The 18,035-nt window shown below is 55.5% G+C and carries 14 protein-coding genes; 13 read left to right on the forward strand and 1 reads right to left on the reverse strand.

All coding sequences use genetic code 11. The features are described from left to right. Positions 1 to 511: 511 nt before the first annotated feature. Positions 512 to 2,500: an autotransporter outer membrane beta-barrel domain-containing protein gene (locus IMQ33_RS07520; RefSeq protein ID WP_196061656.1), complete on the reverse strand. Its 1,989-nt coding sequence runs from the start codon at positions 2,498 to 2,500 to the stop codon at positions 512 to 514. 193 nt (positions 2,501 to 2,693) lie between these two features. On the opposite strand from IMQ33_RS07520, the gene IMQ33_RS07525 reads away from it, so the two are divergent. The 13 genes from IMQ33_RS07525 (at position 2,694) to IMQ33_RS07585 (ending at position 17,973) form a co-directional block, all read left to right on the forward strand. Continuing rightward, complete coding sequence (locus IMQ33_RS07525) at positions 2,694 to 3,266, forward strand: DNA-3-methyladenine glycosylase I (protein WP_024527335.1); 573 nt, start codon at positions 2,694 to 2,696, stop codon at positions 3,264 to 3,266. Beyond that, the gene (locus IMQ33_RS07530; RefSeq protein WP_024527336.1) at positions 3,263 to 3,709 is read left to right on the forward strand and encodes an N-acetyltransferase; all 447 of its coding nucleotides are present in this window, start codon (positions 3,263 to 3,265) and stop codon (positions 3,707 to 3,709) included. The genes IMQ33_RS07525 and IMQ33_RS07530 overlap by 4 nt, the downstream gene beginning before the upstream one ends. 76 nt (positions 3,710 to 3,785) lie before the next feature. Beyond that, the gene (locus IMQ33_RS07535) at positions 3,786 to 4,517 is read left to right on the forward strand and encodes a MurR/RpiR family transcriptional regulator (protein WP_065683432.1); all 732 of its coding nucleotides are present in this window, start codon (positions 3,786 to 3,788) and stop codon (positions 4,515 to 4,517) included. Between the two features lie 176 nt (positions 4,518 to 4,693). Further along, positions 4,694 to 6,202: a PTS transporter subunit EIIC gene (locus IMQ33_RS07540; RefSeq protein WP_024527337.1), complete on the forward strand. Its 1,509-nt coding sequence runs from the start codon at positions 4,694 to 4,696 to the stop codon at positions 6,200 to 6,202. Between the two features lie 26 nt (positions 6,203 to 6,228). Continuing rightward, complete coding sequence (locus tag IMQ33_RS07545) at positions 6,229 to 7,665, forward strand: 6-phospho-beta-glucosidase (protein ID WP_196061655.1); 1,437 nt, start codon at positions 6,229 to 6,231, stop codon at positions 7,663 to 7,665. Between the two features lie 280 nt (positions 7,666 to 7,945). Then, the gene (locus IMQ33_RS07550) at positions 7,946 to 8,605 is read left to right on the forward strand and encodes an OmpA family lipoprotein (protein WP_024527339.1); all 660 of its coding nucleotides are present in this window, start codon (positions 7,946 to 7,948) and stop codon (positions 8,603 to 8,605) included. 118 nt (positions 8,606 to 8,723) lie between these two features. After that, complete coding sequence (locus IMQ33_RS07555) at positions 8,724 to 9,731, forward strand: LacI family DNA-binding transcriptional regulator (protein ID WP_161738891.1); 1,008 nt, start codon at positions 8,724 to 8,726, stop codon at positions 9,729 to 9,731. 129 nt (positions 9,732 to 9,860) lie between these two features. Continuing rightward, positions 9,861 to 11,987: an alpha-galactosidase gene (locus IMQ33_RS07560; RefSeq protein ID WP_196061654.1), complete on the forward strand. Its 2,127-nt coding sequence runs from the start codon at positions 9,861 to 9,863 to the stop codon at positions 11,985 to 11,987. Between the two features lie 82 nt (positions 11,988 to 12,069). Then, positions 12,070 to 13,341 (forward strand): MFS transporter, encoded by a 1,272-nt coding sequence (locus tag IMQ33_RS07565; RefSeq protein ID WP_196061653.1) that lies wholly within the window; start codon positions 12,070 to 12,072, stop codon positions 13,339 to 13,341. Positions 13,342 to 13,411: 70 nt separating this feature from the next. Then, on the forward strand, positions 13,412 to 14,446 hold the full coding sequence (locus tag IMQ33_RS07570) for a LacI family DNA-binding transcriptional regulator (protein ID WP_065683427.1): 1,035 nt from the start codon (positions 13,412 to 13,414) through the stop codon (positions 14,444 to 14,446). A gap of 433 nt (positions 14,447 to 14,879) precedes the next feature. Next, positions 14,880 to 15,638 carry a sugar phosphate isomerase/epimerase gene (locus IMQ33_RS07575; protein WP_161713276.1) on the forward strand — a complete coding sequence of 253 codons (759 nt, stop codon included), beginning with the start codon at positions 14,880 to 14,882 and terminating at the stop codon, positions 15,636 to 15,638. Further along, positions 15,635 to 16,582, forward strand: coding sequence for a sugar kinase (locus IMQ33_RS07580; RefSeq protein WP_230326657.1), 948 nt, complete (start codon positions 15,635 to 15,637; stop codon positions 16,580 to 16,582). Before IMQ33_RS07575 ends, IMQ33_RS07580 begins: the two co-directional genes overlap by 4 nt. Positions 16,583 to 16,704: 122 nt before the next feature. After that, the gene (locus IMQ33_RS07585) at positions 16,705 to 17,973 is read left to right on the forward strand and encodes an MFS transporter (RefSeq protein WP_065683425.1); all 1,269 of its coding nucleotides are present in this window, start codon (positions 16,705 to 16,707) and stop codon (positions 17,971 to 17,973) included. Positions 17,974 to 18,035: the final 62 nt, after the last annotated feature.

Below are 18,035 nucleotides of genomic sequence, written 5' to 3' on the forward strand. Positions count from 1 at the left end.
AAATGTTAACATTCAGCAAAAAACACTACGTCATATCTGATAATAACTGACTTTCTGATTGTCGATACCGGGTTAAAGCTAAAAAACTAATGATAGGGGCTGAAATTGATACGTTTTTTATATATTTAAGGCACGCAAAAGCCTCCCACTCGTTGATTAGCGAGCGAGAGAACAATTGACAGACAACCTGTTATTTATAATAATGACAACAAAATTTCCCTGGTGTTGGCCGAATTGGCTCCTGATCCTTTAAACGGGATCAGTTTTTTTTATTTAAATCTTTTGTTCTTATGGCGTAACGATAAAGTCTTTTAGGAGCAAATGATAGTTATACTAAAGTACAGTCAGACACTGTACTTTTTCGGTGAAGGGCTTGGGCAAGGCGATGGCAAACAGAGCTGACAGCCCCTGAGATCAGGCACTGTCCCATAATAATGGTAAGCACAGCTCCTTCCTATTCTTCCCGGCACCAAACCGTCTGGCACCGGGCAATCAAGTTTAAAGCCATTCTTCAAAAACGCGCGCTGACCCCCACGTTGTACATAAATTGCTCACCGCTGCTCAAGCCGCTGGTTTGCGAAACTGTCGCAAACGCCGCCACCCGATCGCTCAACGGCATATTCGCCCCCAAGGTGATATCCATCCAGTTTTTATCCTGGCTGGCGCTGTCGCGGGTGAATGAGGTCTGGGTCGATTTCAATCCACCGCCTGCCCGGTAAACGCCATCACCAAACTGGTGCTGATAGCTCACCTCCGCATACGGATTCACTATCCCGAGCTGGCTATCCAATCGCCATCCTACAGCGCCGATCTGCGAATGATAGGTCTGATCGTTGAAACGCATGGCCGTACTGTCGTCGCCATTCTCGCTATAACCGGAGACGTTGCTGTAATCCCAGGCAAACTGGGCCATCGGCCCGGTGGTGAGGTACGAAGCGATCGGGAAGTCATACTCCGCCGTAACGCGTGCGCCCCACTGCTTACCATCGGTATCGCCGGTTTCTGTTCGGGTTAGCGAACCCAACTGCATACTGCGGTTAATGTCGTCGTAATTCACGCTGGCATAGTGCAAATCGGCATTAACCCAACCTTGCTCAAATAGCGTCACGGAGCTGAAGGCCGAAAGCAGCACTCCGCGCGCCTTATAATCGTAACGGCTGGAAGGTTGCTGATTGTCGTTGGAACCCGAGATTAGCGCACCTATCAGCCACTCATCCGTCAGTTGGTAATCCACGCCCAGCGTTAGGTTATGCGTGGTGGCGTCGCCATCCCCGGCAACTGTATTGGCAGAATAATCGTAACGTTGCCCGGCATAGCCGCCGAACACGCCCAACGACCCCTGAGGATTGCTGCTGGTGCGTAACTGCTGAAGACGGCTGTCCAAGGTAGCACGGCTATCACGCGCGAAAGCGGCGGTTGCCTGGTTGAGAGCCACCGCCTGCGCCGGGCCATCCAATACCGCCTGAATATAATCGGCGATCAGTTGATGAGCCTGCGGGCTGGGGTGGAAATGGTCGGCAAACAGATAAGCCTGCTCGCTGTTAAAACCTGGCATGGACGAACTGCATACCGCCGAAGACACTCCCGCTGGGCAGGCCATACCGGCAGTGTTGGTAAAACCAAACTGGCCCGGGTTGGCGATCGCCTCGCTGAACAGTTTGTTGACATCAACGCGCACGATATTACCGCCGCCCTGAGCCAGCAGGCGATCTTCGCTCTGGTTATAAAAATCGGTAAGCTGGGCCGCCTGGGCGCTGAAACTGTCAAAAGCCGCGCTCAATTGGGCAGCAATGGCCTGCTGCACCAGAGGATTGCTGCTGGCCTGCTGTGCAGCGGCACCTAAAGCCTGATGGATCGCCTGCTGGCGCGAAGCGTTATCCGGCGTAGCGAGAGTATTAAGCTTGCCATACGCCGCCAGTATAGCCGCACCCTGCACTGGCCCCAGCGCCTGCTGGATAATCAGTTCCATCAGTTGCGGGGTTGAGCCGATATTCGGTACCGTTGGCACTATTACCGTCCCGGCACCGGCGTTCAGTAAAGCGTGCACCTGCGTCGCCGCAGCCAAGGCGCTAGTGAAAGCCACCTCCGGTGCGGTCGGCACATTCATCGCCGCGGCGGCCAGATCGTTGCCACCAACCCAGTGAATATACAGACCGTCGCCGTCGGCCCTGCCGTTAACCCGCGCAAGGTAGCTTTGTAGCTGATCCTCGGTGTTGTCCGCAGGGTTTAGCGCCGGTACGGCCACACCACCACCGGCAGCATAGTTGTAGCCACCGTTATCGGACGCCACCAGCGCAGCACCGATACGCTGGCCCAGTATTTCGTCATATAGCTGATGTTGGTTACTGTCATAAGTGAAGCGGCCGTTATTGCCGGTATCACTCAGGCTGTCACCAAACACGTAAAGTTGATCGTAAGCCTGTGCCGTAGCACTGAGGCAAAAAGCTAACGCCACGGCAAGCACCGTTGGAGTGTGCTTGCCCTGTCTTTTCAGAGGCATAAATAGACTCCTAGTCATAGATAGAGGAAATCCTGTTCTTATCGTTGGCAGTTATCGCCATAGCCGTGTAGTAAATATTGCGGGGATTCACATAACGTCAAGTTAACTGACGATAAATCGTGCAAAGGGTTGCCAAGCGGGCGGCTTACGGCGATGATTACCTGTAAATAATTACAGCATAAGGAATCCTCGTATGGCCAACGAACGTTGCGGTTGGGTTACCGCCGATCCGCTATATCTTGAGTATCATGACCAGGAATGGGGCGTACCCACCACCGACGCACGCGAGCTGTTCGAAATGCTGTGCCTGGAAGGCCAGCAGGCGGGTCTTTCCTGGATCACCGTGCTGAAAAAGCGTGAAAACTACCGCCGTGCCTTCCACAATTTCGATCCGCAGCGCATTGCAGCCATGACCGAACAAGACGTGGCAACGCTGATGCAAGACAGCGGCATTATCCGCCACCGCGGCAAGATCGAGGCCATTATCAATAATGCCAAGGCCTATCTGGCGATGGAGGCCGCCGGAGAAGATTTTGTCACCTTTATCTGGCAGTTCGTCACCGGCAAGCCGCTGCTCAATCACTGGCAGGCGCTTGGCGAAGTCCCCGCCAAAACCGACCAGTCCGATGCCCTGTCCAAGGCGCTGAAAAAGCGCGGCTTTAAGTTTATCGGCTCAACCACCTGCTATGCCTTTATGCAGGCCAGCGGCCTGGTGAACGATCATCTTACCGGGTGCTTCTGCCACCCAAAGCAGCGCCAGGCATGATCCGTACCGCCGTTCCGGCCGATATCGAGCCGCTGATGACGCTGTGGCTGGCAAGCACCACCCAGGCCCATCCGTTTATCGCGGCCGATTATTGGCAGCAAACTGCCCAGTTGGTGCGTGAAAGCTATCTGCCGCGTGCCAAAACCTGGGTTTATCTGCACCACCAGCAGATCGCCGGTTTTATCAGCGTGCTGGATGAACGCTTTGTGGGCGCGCTGTTTGTCGATGAGCGCTTCCACGGCCAAGGCGTCGGAGCCGCGCTGATGGAGCAAGTACAGCAACAGCACGGCTGGCTAAGCCTGGAGGTATACGAGCAGAATCTGCGGGCCTGCGCCTTTTACCGCAAGCTTGGGTTCAGTGAAGTACAACGCCAGTTCAATCAGGAGACCCAGGCCCATACGCTGATCATGAACTGGGCCACCGCGGAACTGCGCCATCCCTGAAGAAGCCGCGGGCGGGCTTTGTCATCCCTGCCCGCTTCTGGTACTTTGGCAGCCAACCTTGTCAACGAGATCCAGCATGTTTACCCATATCGCCTTATCCAAGCTCAACGGTCTTGAATTGATGGTGTACAACTACGTCATCAAAAATAAGGACAAGGTTATGTATATGACCATTCGCGAGCTGGCGGAGGGTGCCAAGGTCTCCACCACCACGGTATTACGCTTTTGTAAGAAAATGAATTTCAGCGGCTATTCGGAATTCCGCATTCGCTTTAAACTCTATCTGGAACAGGAAGACAAGCTGCTGCTAACCTCCGGCGTCAGTGAAATTGTCAGCTTCTTCAAAAGTATTAACAATGAAGAGTTTGAGCAGTTAATTACCGATGCGGCAGCACACATTGCCAATGCGGAACGGATCATCTTTGTCGGAGCAGGAACATCCGGCACGTTAGGTAAGTACGGCGCTCGCTTTTTCTCTAACGTTGGTAAATTCAGTAATTATATCGATGACCCTTATTATCCCATCAGCAGCGATATGTATAAAAATGCGGTAGCCATTATTTTATCGGTTTCTGGAGAAACGCCGGAAATTCTTAAACTGGCCAGCCAATTTAGCCTGCATAACTGTAAGATCGTCAGCATTACCAATAGTGAAACCTCTTCACTGGCGCGCATGGCGGACTTTAATCTCTCTTACCACATGCCGCAAATCCGCATTGCCAGCGAATATGATATCACTACCCAAGTACCTGTGATGTATATATTGGAAGCGATAGGGAAAAAGCTGGCAAAAAGTCTTGGCCATTAATTTTATTAGCTAAATCACGCTAAATAACACCCTGTTTTTTGCATGTGACAAATCACTATTTCGCCATTTTGTTATATCGTGACATTCCCTTGCTGTTTGTTACTATCCATTTAGAAATCACCTTAGAGCGACAATAAAGCCCGATATTTCTGTACACCACAGATGGAGTTACGTTGATGGCAATTAATTATGCTGACTCGGCAAAAGAGATCGTACGCCTGATTGGCGGCGATAATAATGTGATTAATGTCACACATTGTGCCACACGTTTGCGATTTATTTTAAAAGACAGTAGTCAGGCCGATAAAGACACGCTGAAACGGGTCAAAGGCGTTATTACCGTTATCGAATCCAGTGGCCAATTGCAGGTGGTGATCGGCAACCACGTCGGCGATGCCTATCGGGAAGTGCTCAAGCTGGTCAATATGGATGAGAACGTGGCGGTCAGCGCGCCGAACGTCGGCATCGTCAGCCGCCTGATGGACATTATCTCCAGCATCTTCGCCCCCTTCCTGTATCCGCTGGCAGCCTGCGGGGTATTGCAGGGGCTCATCTCGCTGTTTGCTGCCTTAGGCTGGATGGATCCGGCCAGTGGCACCTATCGTATTCTGAACTTCGTTTCCTGGACCGGCTTCACCTTCCTGCCGGTGATGGTGGCCTTCACCGCCGCGAAAAAATTCAACGTCAATCCTTTCACCGCAGTGATCGCGGCCTGTGCGCTGGTCTCTCCAGACTATATGAACATGCTCACCGCCAATAAAATTCTGTTGGTGAACTCTGCCGATCCGGCCATGCAGGCCTTGATGCAGGAAGCCGTCAATAACCCACAGATTGCCAGGGTGCTGGCCGAGGTGGCCGGTATCCCGATTAACGCCGATCCCCTCACCTTCCTGGGCATGCCGGTGCAGTATCTCAGCTACACCGCCTCGGTGATCCCGATCATCCTGATGGTCTGGATCATGTCTTATGTACAGCGTTTCTTTGAACGCATCCTGCCGCTGGTGATCCGCAACCTGTTCACGCCGATGTTCTGTATCGCGATCATGGTGCCGCTGACGCTGCTGGCCTTTGGCCCGATCGGTAACATGATTGGCGGGGCCATCGGCGGCGTCTATAACACGCTGTATCACCTCAGCCCTTCCATTGCCGGAGCGGTGGTAGGCGCACTGTGGATGCCGTTGGTAACGCTGGGCGTACACTGGGGGATCACGCCGGTCACCGTGGGAAACTATGCCACGCTGGGCTATGACACCTTTACCGGCCTGCAGGCCTCGCCGGTGTTTGCCATGGCGGGTGCCGTGCTGGGCGTCTATTTGAAATCCAAAGACCCGGAGATGAAGCGCGTTTCGCTGTCTGCAGGCATGACCGCGCTGTTTGGCATCACGGAACCCGCCATCTACGGCGTAGCGTTGCGTCTGAAACGCCCCATGATTTGCGGCTGTGTCGCCGGCGCGGTCGGGGGTTCCATTGCCGGAGCCTTCAACGCAGTGTCATGGAGTTATTGCCTACCGGGGATTGCCGTGCTGCCGGTGTTCTTTAAAGAAGGCCATATGCCACAGTTCCTTGGCTTCCTGCTGTCCATCTGCGTGGCGTTTGTGCTTGGTGCCGTACTAACCTATATCGTCGGCTTCAAAGAGGAACAGCCTGCGCCAACGGCACCGCTCAACAAGCCTGAAATGGCCTAAATTCATCTACCAAGAGAACCAACGTTATGAAAAAACAGTTACCGGATGATTTCCTGTGGGGCGGCGCGGTAGCGGCGCACCAGGTTGAAGGCGGCTGGGATCAGGGCGGTAAAGGTCCAAGCATCGTCGATGTACTGTCCAGCGGTGCCCACGGCGTCGATCGCGTGATCACCGACGGCATTGAACCTGGTTACCTCTACGCCAACCACGACGCGGTGGACTTCTATCACCGTTATAAAGGCGATATCGCGCTGTTTGCCGAAATGGGCTTCAAGTGCTTCCGCACCTCTATTGCCTGGTCGCGCATCTTCCCGCTGGGGGATGAGCTGGAGCCGAACGAGGAAGGATTACAGTTCTACGACAACCTGTTTGACGAGTTGCTGAAATACGGCATTGAGCCGGTGATCACCCTTTCCCATTTCGAGATGCCATGGCATCTGGTGAAAGAGTATGGCGGCTGGAAGAATCGCAAGGTGGTCGATTTCTTTGTGCGCTTTAGCGAAGTGGTCATCTCCCGTTACCAGCACAAAGTGAAGTACTGGATGACCTTCAACGAGATCAACAACCAGCGCAACTGGAAGACCCCGCTGTTCGGCTACTGCTGTTCAGGGGTGATTTTCACCCAGGAACCGAACCCGGAAGAGTGCATGTACCAGGTGCTGCACCATCAGTTTGTCGCCAGCGCACAGGTGGTCAAACTGGGGCATGCCATCAACCCGGCATTGCAGATTGGCTGCATGATCGCCATGGTACCGCTGTATCCGTTCTCCTGTAATCCGGATGATGTGATGTATGCGCAAGAGGCGATGCGTGAACGCTTCCTGTTTGGCGATGTGCATATGCGCGGCTATTACCCGTCCTACATTCTGCACGAATGGGAGCGCAAGGGTTACCACATCCAGATGCAGCCGGAAGATGAGCAGATCCTGCGTGAAGGTTGTGCAGACTATATCGGCCTGAGCTACTACATGAGTAACGCGGTACAGGCGGACTCCATCGGCACGGGCACGGCGCTGGCCGGTTTTGAAGGCAGCGTGCCGAACCCCTATGTGAAAGCGTCCGACTGGGGCTGGCAGATCGATCCGGTGGGGCTGCGCTATACGCTCAACATCCTCTATGAACGCTACCAGAAGCCGCTGTTTATCGTCGAGAACGGCTTCGGTGCGCTGGATAAGCCCGAGGCCGATGGCAAGATCCACGACGATTACCGCATCGCCTATCTCCGCTCGCACATCGAGCAGATGAAAAAAGCGGTGATCGACGACGGCGTTGAGCTGATGGGCTTTACCCCCTGGGGCTGTATCGACTGCGTGTCCTTCACCACCGGGCAATACAGTAAGCGCTACGGTTTTATCTACGTGGATAAGCACGACGACGGCAGCGGCAGCTTTGCCCGCTCGAAGAAACAGAGCTTCGACTGGTATCGCCGCGTGATCGCCAGCAATGGCGAAACGTTAGCTTAACCGCATCTCATCGGGGCGAAACTCTTCGCCCCTTTGTCCTAAAGATCAACCCTTCCTGCATTAATTCAGTTTGTTCTGGTTCCCAAGCGGCGATTTGGCGGCTACCTTCCTGCCTGGCTTACAGGTTTATAATTTGTCACGATTTTTATCGGAACTGCTGGCCAAAAGGTACGTCATAGTTGCGCGGCCCGTTTTGGGGCTCGCGGCTGAATGCCGATGATTTAGCGCCTCCAGTTTGGAGTAGCGCACGCAGATATCCCTGCTTTTAAAGGAACTAACAATGAAAAAACGCATTGCGATAATTGCTGGTGCAGTAGCCGTTGCCATGACGCTATCGGCTTGTACCACCAACCCTTACACCGGGGAGTCAGAAGCCGGCAAGTCCGGTATTGGCGCTGGCGTTGGCGCAGCCCTGGGTGCCGGTATCGGCATGATCTCTTCATCGAAAAAAGACCGTGGTAAAGGCGCGCTGATCGGCGCCGCAGCCGGTGCCGCATTGGGCGGTGGAGCCGGATACTACATGGACGTGCAGGAAGCCAAACTGCGCGACAAAATGAAAGGCACCGGCGTTAGCGTTACCCGTCAGGGCGATAATATCGTGCTGAATATGCCAAACAACGTGACCTTCGATACCGACAGCAGCACGCTGAAACCGGCAGGAGCCAACACCCTGACCGGCGTAGCGATGGTGCTGAAAGAGTATGAAAAAACCGCCGTCAACGTGGTGGGTTACACCGACAGCACCGGGGCTCGCGCGCATAATATGACGCTGTCCCAACAACGTGCTGACGGTGTGGCCAGCGCGCTGATCACCCAAGGGGTCGCCGCCAACCGCATCCGTTCAATCGGTGCCGGCCCGGATAACCCGATTGCCTCCAACAGCACCACCGCAGGCAAGGCACAAAACCGTCGCGTTGAGATCACCCTCAGCCCGCTGTAAGCACACAGTGCGGGGCCTTTGCCCCGCCAGTTCGCATTTCCTGCCCTCGCCTCTCCCGCCAATTCCTCTGCCTGTGTTACTCTCGCCCGGCATCCCAATACCTTCTGTAGAGTGAAATATGTCCCTGAAAGCGATTGCCAAAGCATTGGATCTCTCCGTTACCACCGTGAGTCGCGCCCTGAATGGCTACGGCGACGTCGCCCAAGATACGCGCCAACGGGTAGAGGCTGAGGCAGAGCGTTTGGGTTATCGCCCCAATACCCTGGCACGCCGTTTGAAAATGGGCAAAATCGACGCCGTTGGGCTGGTTTTCCCGTTCAATAACTACACGTTAAGTAACTCTACCTTGATGGAAATGATCGGTTGTATCAGCAACGAGTTGGTACGCCACGAGATCGATCTGCTGTTGGTGGCAGATGATGCACCCCATCATGCCTTTACTCGCCTGATTGCCAGCAAACGTGTTGATGCATTGATTGTTGCCCATACGCTAGACAACGATCCGCGTCTGCAGGAATTACAGCGGCTTAACTTCCCCTTTCTGGCCCTGGGCCGCAGCCAGCTGGAGAAAGATTACGCCTGGTTTGATTTTGATAACCGCGCTGGCAGCCTGATGGCCGTGGACTATCTGGTGGCGCTGGGCCACCGGAAAATTGCCTATCTGGGCGAAAATAACCAGCAGTCGTTTATCAGCCAGCGCCGCCAAGGTTATCTGGATGGATTGGCCAGCCACCAACTGCAACAACGTGACGATTATCTGTGCAGTATCACGCCAAGCCGTCGCGCGGGTTATCTGACCACCCAAGCGTTATTGGCGTTGGCCGATCCACCGACGGCAATCATTACCGACTGCAACGGTCACGGCGAGGGGGCAGCAATGGCGCTACGTGATGCCAATAAACTCGGCCCCGGAGGGGTTTCTCTGGTGGTGTATGACGGATTACCAGCGGAAAGCCTGCTCGACCTGCCTGTAGCCGCCATCGTCCAAGCCACCCGCGCGGAGGTCGGCCAACAAATCGCGCAAATGACTCTTGGCCTGATCCGTGGTGAACCGCTGCAAAAATTACAAGTACTGTGGCAACCGGTGCTAAAACCCAACCCGGACGAACTCCCCTTGACCTCCTGATCGTTTAAAACAACGCCGTTTTTTGCCCGACCAGATCACAGATCCGAAACGTTTAGGTTTTAATCCGAAACGTTTCGGATCAATGATGACGCCACTGAGTTGAGCCAAAGATCGTAAAGGAGTCAAAAGATGGAACCCACCATTGTGCGGTTAACCAGCCCCACGACCGACGTCATTGTTCGTTGCCAGCCGTTTGCCGAAATTCTCTATTGGGGCCCCCATTTAAGCGGGTTTATGCCGGAGGATGTCTTGACGCTAAGCCGGGCGGTGCCAAACGGCAGGCTGGATGTAGATACGCCTCTGACGCTAGCGGCAGAATCTGGACGCGGTCTGTTTGGCTCGCCGGGAGTGGAAGGCCATCGTGACGGTTACGATTGGTCACCCGTGTTCACCACCAGCGAAATCACGCATCAGGACAATCAGTTGCTGATCCTGGCAGAAGACCCACAGGCAGGGCTGCAACTACGCAGCGAACTGCAATTGGACAGCGCCAGCGGCGTGCTAAAAATGCGCCATACGTTGATCAATCACCATGCTGCTCGTTACTGGGTTAACCGCTTGGCGTTGACACTGCCATTGCCTGAGCGTGCTGGTGAAGTGATGGCGTTCCATGGCCGCTGGATCCGCGAGTTCCAACCGCACCGCATCACCCTTGAGCATGGCGGGTACCTGCAGGAAAACCGCCGAGGTCGCAGCTCTCATGAATACTTCCCCGGCATGATGGTAGGTAGCCGTGGCTTCAGCGAGCAACAGGGGGAAGTCTGGGGTATCCATCTTGGCTGGAGCGGCAACCATCGTCTGCGCGCCGATGTGAAAACCGATGGCCGCCGCCTGTTGCAGGCAGAGGCCCTGTACCTGCCAGGCGAGCAGGAACTGGAAGGCGGAGCCAGCCTAAGCACCCCCTGGCTGTATGCTGCCAGCTCTCGTACTGGTCTGAATGCACTTAGCCAGCAGTTTCACCGTTATGTCCGCCAGAATATTCTGCGCTTCCCCGACCACAGGCCGCGCCCCGTGCATCTCAATACCTGGGAGGGCATCTATTTCGACCACCAGCCCGAGTACATCATGCAGATGGCCACCAAGTCGGCCGAACTGGGTGTAGAACGCTTTATCATTGATGACGGCTGGTTCCGTGGGCGCGACCACGATCGCGCCGCACTTGGCGACTGGTACCTGGACGAGAAAAAATACCCGAACGGGCTGGCTCCGGTGATCGGGCATGTTAAACAACTAGGCATGGAATTCGGTATCTGGGTGGAGCCGGAGATGATCAATCCAGATTCCGATCTGTTCCGGGCTCACCCCGACTGGGTGTTAGGTTTACCGGGCTATCAGCAACCTACCGGGCGTTTTCAGTACGTGCTCGATCTGTGCAACCCACAGGTCTTCGAATACCTGCTGGAACGCATGAACTGGCTACTGAGCAATCATGATATCGACTACATCAAGTGGGACATGAACCGCGAGATCGTACAACCCGCTCACCTTGGCCGCGCCTCGCTGACAGCCCAGACCGAGCAATTCTATCGCTTGCTGGATAGCTTGAGGGAACGCTTCCCGCAGGTGGAATTCGAATCCTGCGCCTCCGGTGGGGGCCGAATCGATTTTGAGGTCCTGCAACGCTGCCACCGCTTCTGGACCTCCGACAACAACGACGCGCTGGAACGCCAAACCATTCAACGCGGCATGAGCTATTTCTTCCCCCCGGAAGTGATGGGCTCACACATCGGCAACCGACAATGTCACGCCACCGAACGTCAGCACAGCATCGGTTTTCGCGGCCTGACGGCGTTGTTCGGACACATGGGTATAGAACTGGACCCGGTCAAAGAAGGCGACACCGAACAGCTTGGTTTCGTCCGCTATGTGGCGTTGCACAAATCTCTCCGGCCATTGCTACATAGCGGCGATGTTATCCGTATCGATCATCACGACCCAAGCACCCAGATTAATGGTGTGGTTGCCCCAGGACAGGAGCGAGCTGTCATTCTGGTCAGCCAGTTGACGATGCCGAATCACCAACTGCCGGGTAATTTGCGCATTCCAGGGTTGAGGCCGGATGCTCGTTATCGCATCACCCTGCTGGATACCCCGCCGCTCATTCACCAGCAGCAGGGCGGCCATACCATGCGCCAGTTGCCCGCCTGGATGAAACAGCCCTGCGACGTTAGCGGGGAATGGCTGGCGCAGGTTGGCCTGGCGTTACCGGTACTGGATCCGGAAAGCGCCATGCTGATCGGCCTCGAACAGCTCTGAGTTATCCCATAGATTTGCAGGTGCAGCGCTCACCACGGCGAGCCGCTGCACACCCAAAGCTCGTCGTAGAAGGACAATCACCATGAACGCCACCGTCTGTACCTATAAAAATAACCGTAACTTCTGGATATTTGGCGCTTTCTTTTTCCTCTACTTTTTCATTATGGCCACCTGCTTTCCGTTTCTGCCAATCTGGCTGTCGGAAGTCATCGGGCTGAATAAAACCGAAACTGGCCTGGTATTTTCCTGTCTGTCTCTGTTTGCCATTCTATTTCAACCCATTTTCGGCATTATTTCCGATAAGCTCGGGCTGAAAAAACATCTGCTTTGGGTGATTACCCTGTTGCTGTTTTTCTTTGCTCCCTTCTTCCTCTACGTCTTTGCACCGTTGTTGAAAATGAACGTCTTGCTCGGAGCCATGGTGGGCGGGGCCTATATCGGATTTGCTTTCTCAGGGGGAGCAGGAGCCGTTGAGGCTTATATCGAACGAGTCAGCCGCAAAAGTGCCTTCGAATACGGCAAGGCGCGGATGTTTGGCTGTTTCGGCTGGGGGATCTGTGCGTCTACCGCCGGAGTGTTATTCAACATCAATCCTGATATCGTCTTCTGGATGGGATCTGGAGCGGCAGTGCTACTGATGTTACTCCTGATACTGGCCAAGCCGCGCGAAAATCCTAACGCCATTGTCATGGGCAAGCTGGGGGCTAATCAGAGCCAGTTCAATCTGAGGATGGTGGCAGAGCTGTTCAGAATGCCGAAGATGTGGATGTTCATCCTGTATGTGGTCGGGGTAGCCTGCGTCTATGACGTGTTCGATCAACAGTTTGCCAACTTCTTTAAAACCTTCTTCAGTTCTCCCCAGCGCGGTACCGAGGTCTTCGGCTATGCGACCACCGCCGGAGAGTTGGCCAATGCGCTGATCATGTTCTGTTCGCCGTGGATTATTAACCGCATCGGAGCAAAAAATACTCTGCTGCTGGCCGGTACCATCATGTCGATACGCATTATTGGCTCCGCCTTTGCCACAACGGCACTGGAAGTCATCATGCTGAAAATGCTGCACGCGCTGGAAGTGCCTTTCTTGCTGGTCGGTTCCTTCAAGTACATCACCGCCAACTTTGATACCCGCCTTTCCGCCACGATCTATCTGATTGGTTTCCAGTTTGCCAAACAGGGGGCCGCCATCTTCCTCTCTGCCTTTGCAGGTAGCCTGTATGACCGTATGGGGTTCGCCGAAACTTACCTGATCCTCGGCAGCCTTGCCTTGGGCGTCACGCTGATTTCTGTTTTCACCCTCAGCAGCCCCGACAAGAAAATCCAGCCGCAGGCCAAAGCGCAGGAGGCCACCTCCTGACATGGGTCATTCCCGGCTTTAGGCTTGGTGTGTTAGTCTCCTTGGCATTGAACCGCAGGGGAGATTGGCTGTGAGCAGTGATAAAGCAACGCGTGCCTCAGGGCGCGCCACCATCAGTGATGTGGCAAAACACGCCCAAACCGGCAAAACCAGCGTGTCGCGCTATCTCAATGGTGAACAGCACCTGCTCTCCGACGCCCTCAAGCAACGTATCGATATGGCGATCCAGCAGCTCGACTATCGCCCAAGCCAGATGGCACGCAGCCTGAAGGGCGGACAAACGCGGCTGATCGGTTTGATCATCGCCGATATCACCAATCCCTATTCCGTCGACGTGATGCGCGGCATCGAAGCAGCTTGCCGCCAGCATGGCTTTACCCTGCTGGTCTGTAACACCAATAACGAGATCAATCAGGAACAGCATTACCTCCAGTTGCTGAGCAGCTACCGGGTGGAAGGGATTGTGGTGAACGCCGTCGGGATGCGTGAAGACGCGCTCTCCATGCTGCAACAGTCGATGCTGCCGATGGTGCTGATCGACCGTAAAATCCCCGACTTTGCCTGCGATGTGGTGGGTTTGAATAACCACCAGGCCACCGCCACCGCAACGGAACACCTGCTGCAACAGGGTTTCGAGGCTATCCTGTTCCTCAGTGAGCCGATTGGCACCGTGAATACCCGGCTTGAGCGTCTGCACGCTTTTCGCCAGACGATGGCCCAACATCCCGATTTGTCCGCCGAGCAGGCCGAAACTCCGCTAAACGACGCCGAAAAGCTGGCAACGGTATTACAGACCTTCAACACCCGCCATCGCGGGATGCGTAAAGCGGTGATCTCGGCCAACGGTGCCTTAACGCTGCAAGTTGCGCGCGCTATGCGCCACCTGGGCATGCAGTGGGGCAACGACATTGGCTTGCTGGGGTTTGACGAACTGGATTGGGCCGAACTGGCCGGGGTGGGGATCACCACCCTGAAACAGCCCACCTACCAGATAGGGCATGCCGCGTTGGAGCTGCTGGTGCAGCGTATTCAGGGCCTCGATGCTCCCGTTAGCGAACAGCTATTCTCCGGTGAGCTGATCGTCCGTGGCTCCACCCTGCGTTGACTCCTCACCCTAACCCTCTCCGTTAGTGAGAGGGGACCGATCGAGTTCGTTTATTGTTTTGCGTAATACCTTGCCTTTATTGTTCTTACTCCCTATTTCCGAAGCTGCACGGGCTAACTACGTACTCTGGATAGCTCCCACAAGGGACCGATCGAGTTAGCCTGAAAGTACGGTGACTCATCATGTGCATTCGTTGACTCTCCCTGGATAAATGGAAGCTCAAGCCTTGCTGAGATTATCTTCGTTCCTCCAACAGAGCAGGGACTATCAGCGCCCTCTCCCTGTGGGAGAGGGCTGGGGTGAGGGGCCGTTTTTTAACCAACTCCGTGATTGCGATCATAGTTCTGCATGCTGCTGCTTTTCAATGGAACCGGTTCCATTTACCGTTACAACAACAGTAGCGGTGGTGATAGGTCACCTCAGGAGCCAAAAGATGAAGCAACAGATTATTGTAGTAACCAGCGCCTACGGCAACGACAGAGTGCAACAGCTAGGTGGCCAGGCGGCGTTGTTACCCCTGATCGCCCAGGCCGGTGCCGACGGCGTGGAAATCCGCCGTGAACTGCTTTCCCCGCAGGAGCTGGATGCATTACCCACCCTGGCAAAAGCCCTACAGCAACACCAACTGGCCGCCGTGTATTCCGCACCTGAGTCACTGTTTACGCCACAGCATACCCTTAACCCGAATCTGCCCGCCTTTTTGGCTGAGGCGAAGATCCTGCAAGCCAGCCGTCTCAAGCTGGCCTTGGGTCACTACCAACCGGGCTTTGACTTTACCGAGTTAAAAATCGCGCTGGGGCAATCCGCAACCCAACTGGTGGTCGAGAACGATCAAACGCCAGACTGCGGCATCCTGTCGTTGATGAACGCCTTTTTCCATGCGGTGGAAGCGAGCCAGTTGCCGGTCGGCATGACGTTCGACATGGCCAACTGGCATTGGGTGGGGCAAGACGCCCTGGCCGCCGCCAATCTGCTGGCCGCACACGTTGGCTATATTCATGTTAAAGCCGCCACCCTTGGCCCACGCGGCTGGCGCGCCATCGCCCTGGATGACACCGACGGTAGCTGGCGTGAAGTGCTGGCCCGCTTGCCGCAGGACGTGCCGCGCGGCATCGAGTTCCCACTACAGGGCAGCGATCTTGAGGCGGTAACCCGCCATTACGTGGATGTGTTACGCGGGGAGCAGGCATGATGAACACGCAAAATTCTTTAGACGTCGTAACGCTGGGTGAAGCCATGGCGATGTTTGTCGCCGCGCAAACGGGCGATTTGGCCGAGGTAGAAACCTTTACCAAACGCATCGCCGGTGCCGAACTGAACGTGGCGATCGGGCTGGCCCGCCTGGGTTTAAACGTCGGCTGGGTAAGCCGGATAGGTAACGACTCCTTTGGCCGCTTTACCTTGCAACAGCTGGCGAAAGAAGGGGTTAACGCCCAGCAGGTCACCGTCGATGGCCGCTACCCAACCGGTTTTCAGCTGAAATCTAAAAACACGGATGGAACCGATCCCAGTGTGGAGTATTTCCGCAAAGGCTCCGCCGCTAGCCATCTTTCCACCGTCGATTTTGACCGCGACTACTTCGCTGGGGCGCGCCACCTGCACCTGAGTGGGGTGGCCGCCGCCCTGTCTGCCGAGTCGCTGGAGCTGTGCCATTTCGCCGCTGCCGAGATGCGCGCCCTGGGCAAAACCATTTCCTTCGACCCCAACCTGCGCCCGGTGCTGTGGTCTAGCCGGGAACTGATGATCGAACAGCTCAACAAGCTGGCCTGCGCGGCCGACTGGGTGCTGCCAGGGTTAAAAGAGGGCCAGATCCTGACCGGGCAATCCACCGCAGAAGGTATCGCCGACTTCTATCTGGAGCGCGGCGTACAGGCCGTGATCATCAAAACCGGACCAGAGGGTGCCTGGTTTAAAACCGCCGCCGGCGACCAGGCTGCGGTACCCGCGGTCAAAGTCACCAACGTGGTAGATACCGTCGGTGCCGGAGACGGCTTCGCAGTAGGGACGCTGAGCGCCCTGCTGGAAGGCAAAACGCTGTTACAGGCAGTGCAACGCGGCAACAAGATCGGTTCGCTGGCCATCCAGGCCATCGGCGACAGCGAAGGGTTGCCAACCCGCGCCGCACTGGCGGAATAATCATTTGCTCCAATGAGCGCCCACCTCTGTCCCTACAACCGAGGCACGCCGGGAGAGCACAAGCCCCAGCGGATGGCGACAAGCCAGCGCTGGTGAGAAGACTCCACTGAAGGGTTCTGCACATGAATAAAGCAACTATTGCGGCCAAACGCTGGTGGTACATCATGCCCATCGTGTTTATCACCTACAGCCTGGCCTATCTGGACCGCGCCAATTTTAGCTTTGCCTCCGCCGCCGGGATTAATGACGATCTTGGCATCACCAAAGGGATGTCATCTCTGCTGGGTGCCCTGTTTTTCCTCGGCTATTTCTTCTTCCAAATTCCCGGTGCCATCTACGCCGAACGCCGCAGCGTCAAGAAGCTGATTTTCTGGTGTTTGATCCTGTGGGGCGGGTGCGCCTCGCTGACCGGCATGGTCAGCAATATCCCGATGCTGGCGGCGATCCGCTTTATCCTCGGCGTGGTGGAAGCTGCGGTAATGCCCGCGATGCTGATTTACATCAGCAACTGGTTTACCAAGTCTGAACGCTCCCGCGCCAACACCTTCCTGATCCTCGGCAATCCGGTCACGGTGTTGTGGATGTCGGTGGTTTCCGGCTACCTGATCCACGCCTTTGGCTGGCGTGAAATGTTTATCATCGAAGGGGTTCCAGCGGTGATCTGGGCATTCTGCTGGTGGGTACTGGTCAAAGACAAGCCGTCACAGGTCGGCTGGCTGAGCGATCAGGAAAAGCTGGCGTTGCAACAGCAACTGGCCGAGGAGCAGAAAGGCATCAAGGCGGTACGCAACTACGGCGAAGCCTTCCGCTCGCGCAACGTGATCCTGCTGTGCATGCAATATTTTGCCTGGAGCATCGGCGTGTATGGCTTTGTGCTGTGGCTACCTTCGATCCTGCGCAGCGGTATGCAGATGGGGATGGTTGAAGCGGGCTGGTTGTCATCAGTACCTTATCTGGCCGCCACCATTGCGATGATCGTGGTTTCCTGGGCATCGGACAAGATGCAGAACCGCAAGCTGTTTGTCTGGCCGCTGTTGCTGATCGGCGCGCTGGCCTTCTTCGCCTCCTACGCCATTGGCCCGAACCATTTCTGGATCTCCTATGGTCTGCTGGTGGTCGCCGGGGCGGCCATGTATGCGCCTTACGGTCCGTTTTTCGCCATCATTCCGGAGATGCTGCCAAGAAACGTCGCCGGGGGTGCCATGGCGTTGATTAACAGCATGGGCGCGCTGGGCTCCTTCTTCGGTTCCTGGTTTGTCGGCTACCTCAACGGGGCGACCGGCAGCCCGGCAGCCTCCTATATGTTTATGGCTATCGCGCTGCTGGCCTCGGTGGGGCTGACGCTGATCGTCAAGCCTGCACGTAACGAAGCTCAGCCACAGGTGGCCTAATCTTGCGAGTGGGGGGCTCAGCCCTTCACTCTCCTGCAATATGTTATGTTGAACATCTCGTT

The organism is Serratia sp. Res13-Sevr-LER1-36-b (genome assembly GCF_015673035.1).
Classification (GTDB): Bacteria; Pseudomonadota; Gammaproteobacteria; order Enterobacterales; family Enterobacteriaceae; genus Chania; species Chania fonticola_C.

Bases quoted from the DNA above. Each gene is read 5' to 3' on its own strand.
- IMQ33_RS07535 (WP_065683432.1), top strand. From the start codon at position 3,786: ATGTTTACCCATATCGCCTTATCCAAGCTCAACGGTCTTGAATTGATG.
- IMQ33_RS07530 (WP_024527336.1), top strand. From the start codon at position 3,263: ATGATCCGTACCGCCGTTCCGGCCGATATCGAGCCGCTGATGACGCTG.
- IMQ33_RS07565 (WP_196061653.1), top strand. From the start codon at position 12,070: ATGAACGCCACCGTCTGTACCTATAAAAATAACCGTAACTTCTGGATA.
- IMQ33_RS07545 (WP_196061655.1), top strand. From the start codon at position 6,229: ATGAAAAAACAGTTACCGGATGATTTCCTGTGGGGCGGCGCGGTAGCG.
- IMQ33_RS07575 (WP_161713276.1), top strand. From the start codon at position 14,880: ATGAAGCAACAGATTATTGTAGTAACCAGCGCCTACGGCAACGACAGA.
- IMQ33_RS07585 (WP_065683425.1), top strand. From the start codon at position 16,705: ATGAATAAAGCAACTATTGCGGCCAAACGCTGGTGGTACATCATGCCC.
- IMQ33_RS07520 (WP_196061656.1), bottom strand. From the start codon at position 2,500: ATGCCTCTGAAAAGACAGGGCAAGCACACTCCAACGGTGCTTGCCGTG.
- IMQ33_RS07550 (WP_024527339.1), top strand. From the start codon at position 7,946: ATGAAAAAACGCATTGCGATAATTGCTGGTGCAGTAGCCGTTGCCATG.
- IMQ33_RS07560 (WP_196061654.1), top strand. From the start codon at position 9,861: ATGGAACCCACCATTGTGCGGTTAACCAGCCCCACGACCGACGTCATT.
- IMQ33_RS07580 (WP_230326657.1), top strand. From the start codon at position 15,635: ATGATGAACACGCAAAATTCTTTAGACGTCGTAACGCTGGGTGAAGCC.
- IMQ33_RS07555 (WP_161738891.1), top strand. From the start codon at position 8,724: ATGTCCCTGAAAGCGATTGCCAAAGCATTGGATCTCTCCGTTACCACC.
- IMQ33_RS07525 (WP_024527335.1), top strand. From the start codon at position 2,694: ATGGCCAACGAACGTTGCGGTTGGGTTACCGCCGATCCGCTATATCTT.
- IMQ33_RS07540 (WP_024527337.1), top strand. From the start codon at position 4,694: ATGGCAATTAATTATGCTGACTCGGCAAAAGAGATCGTACGCCTGATT.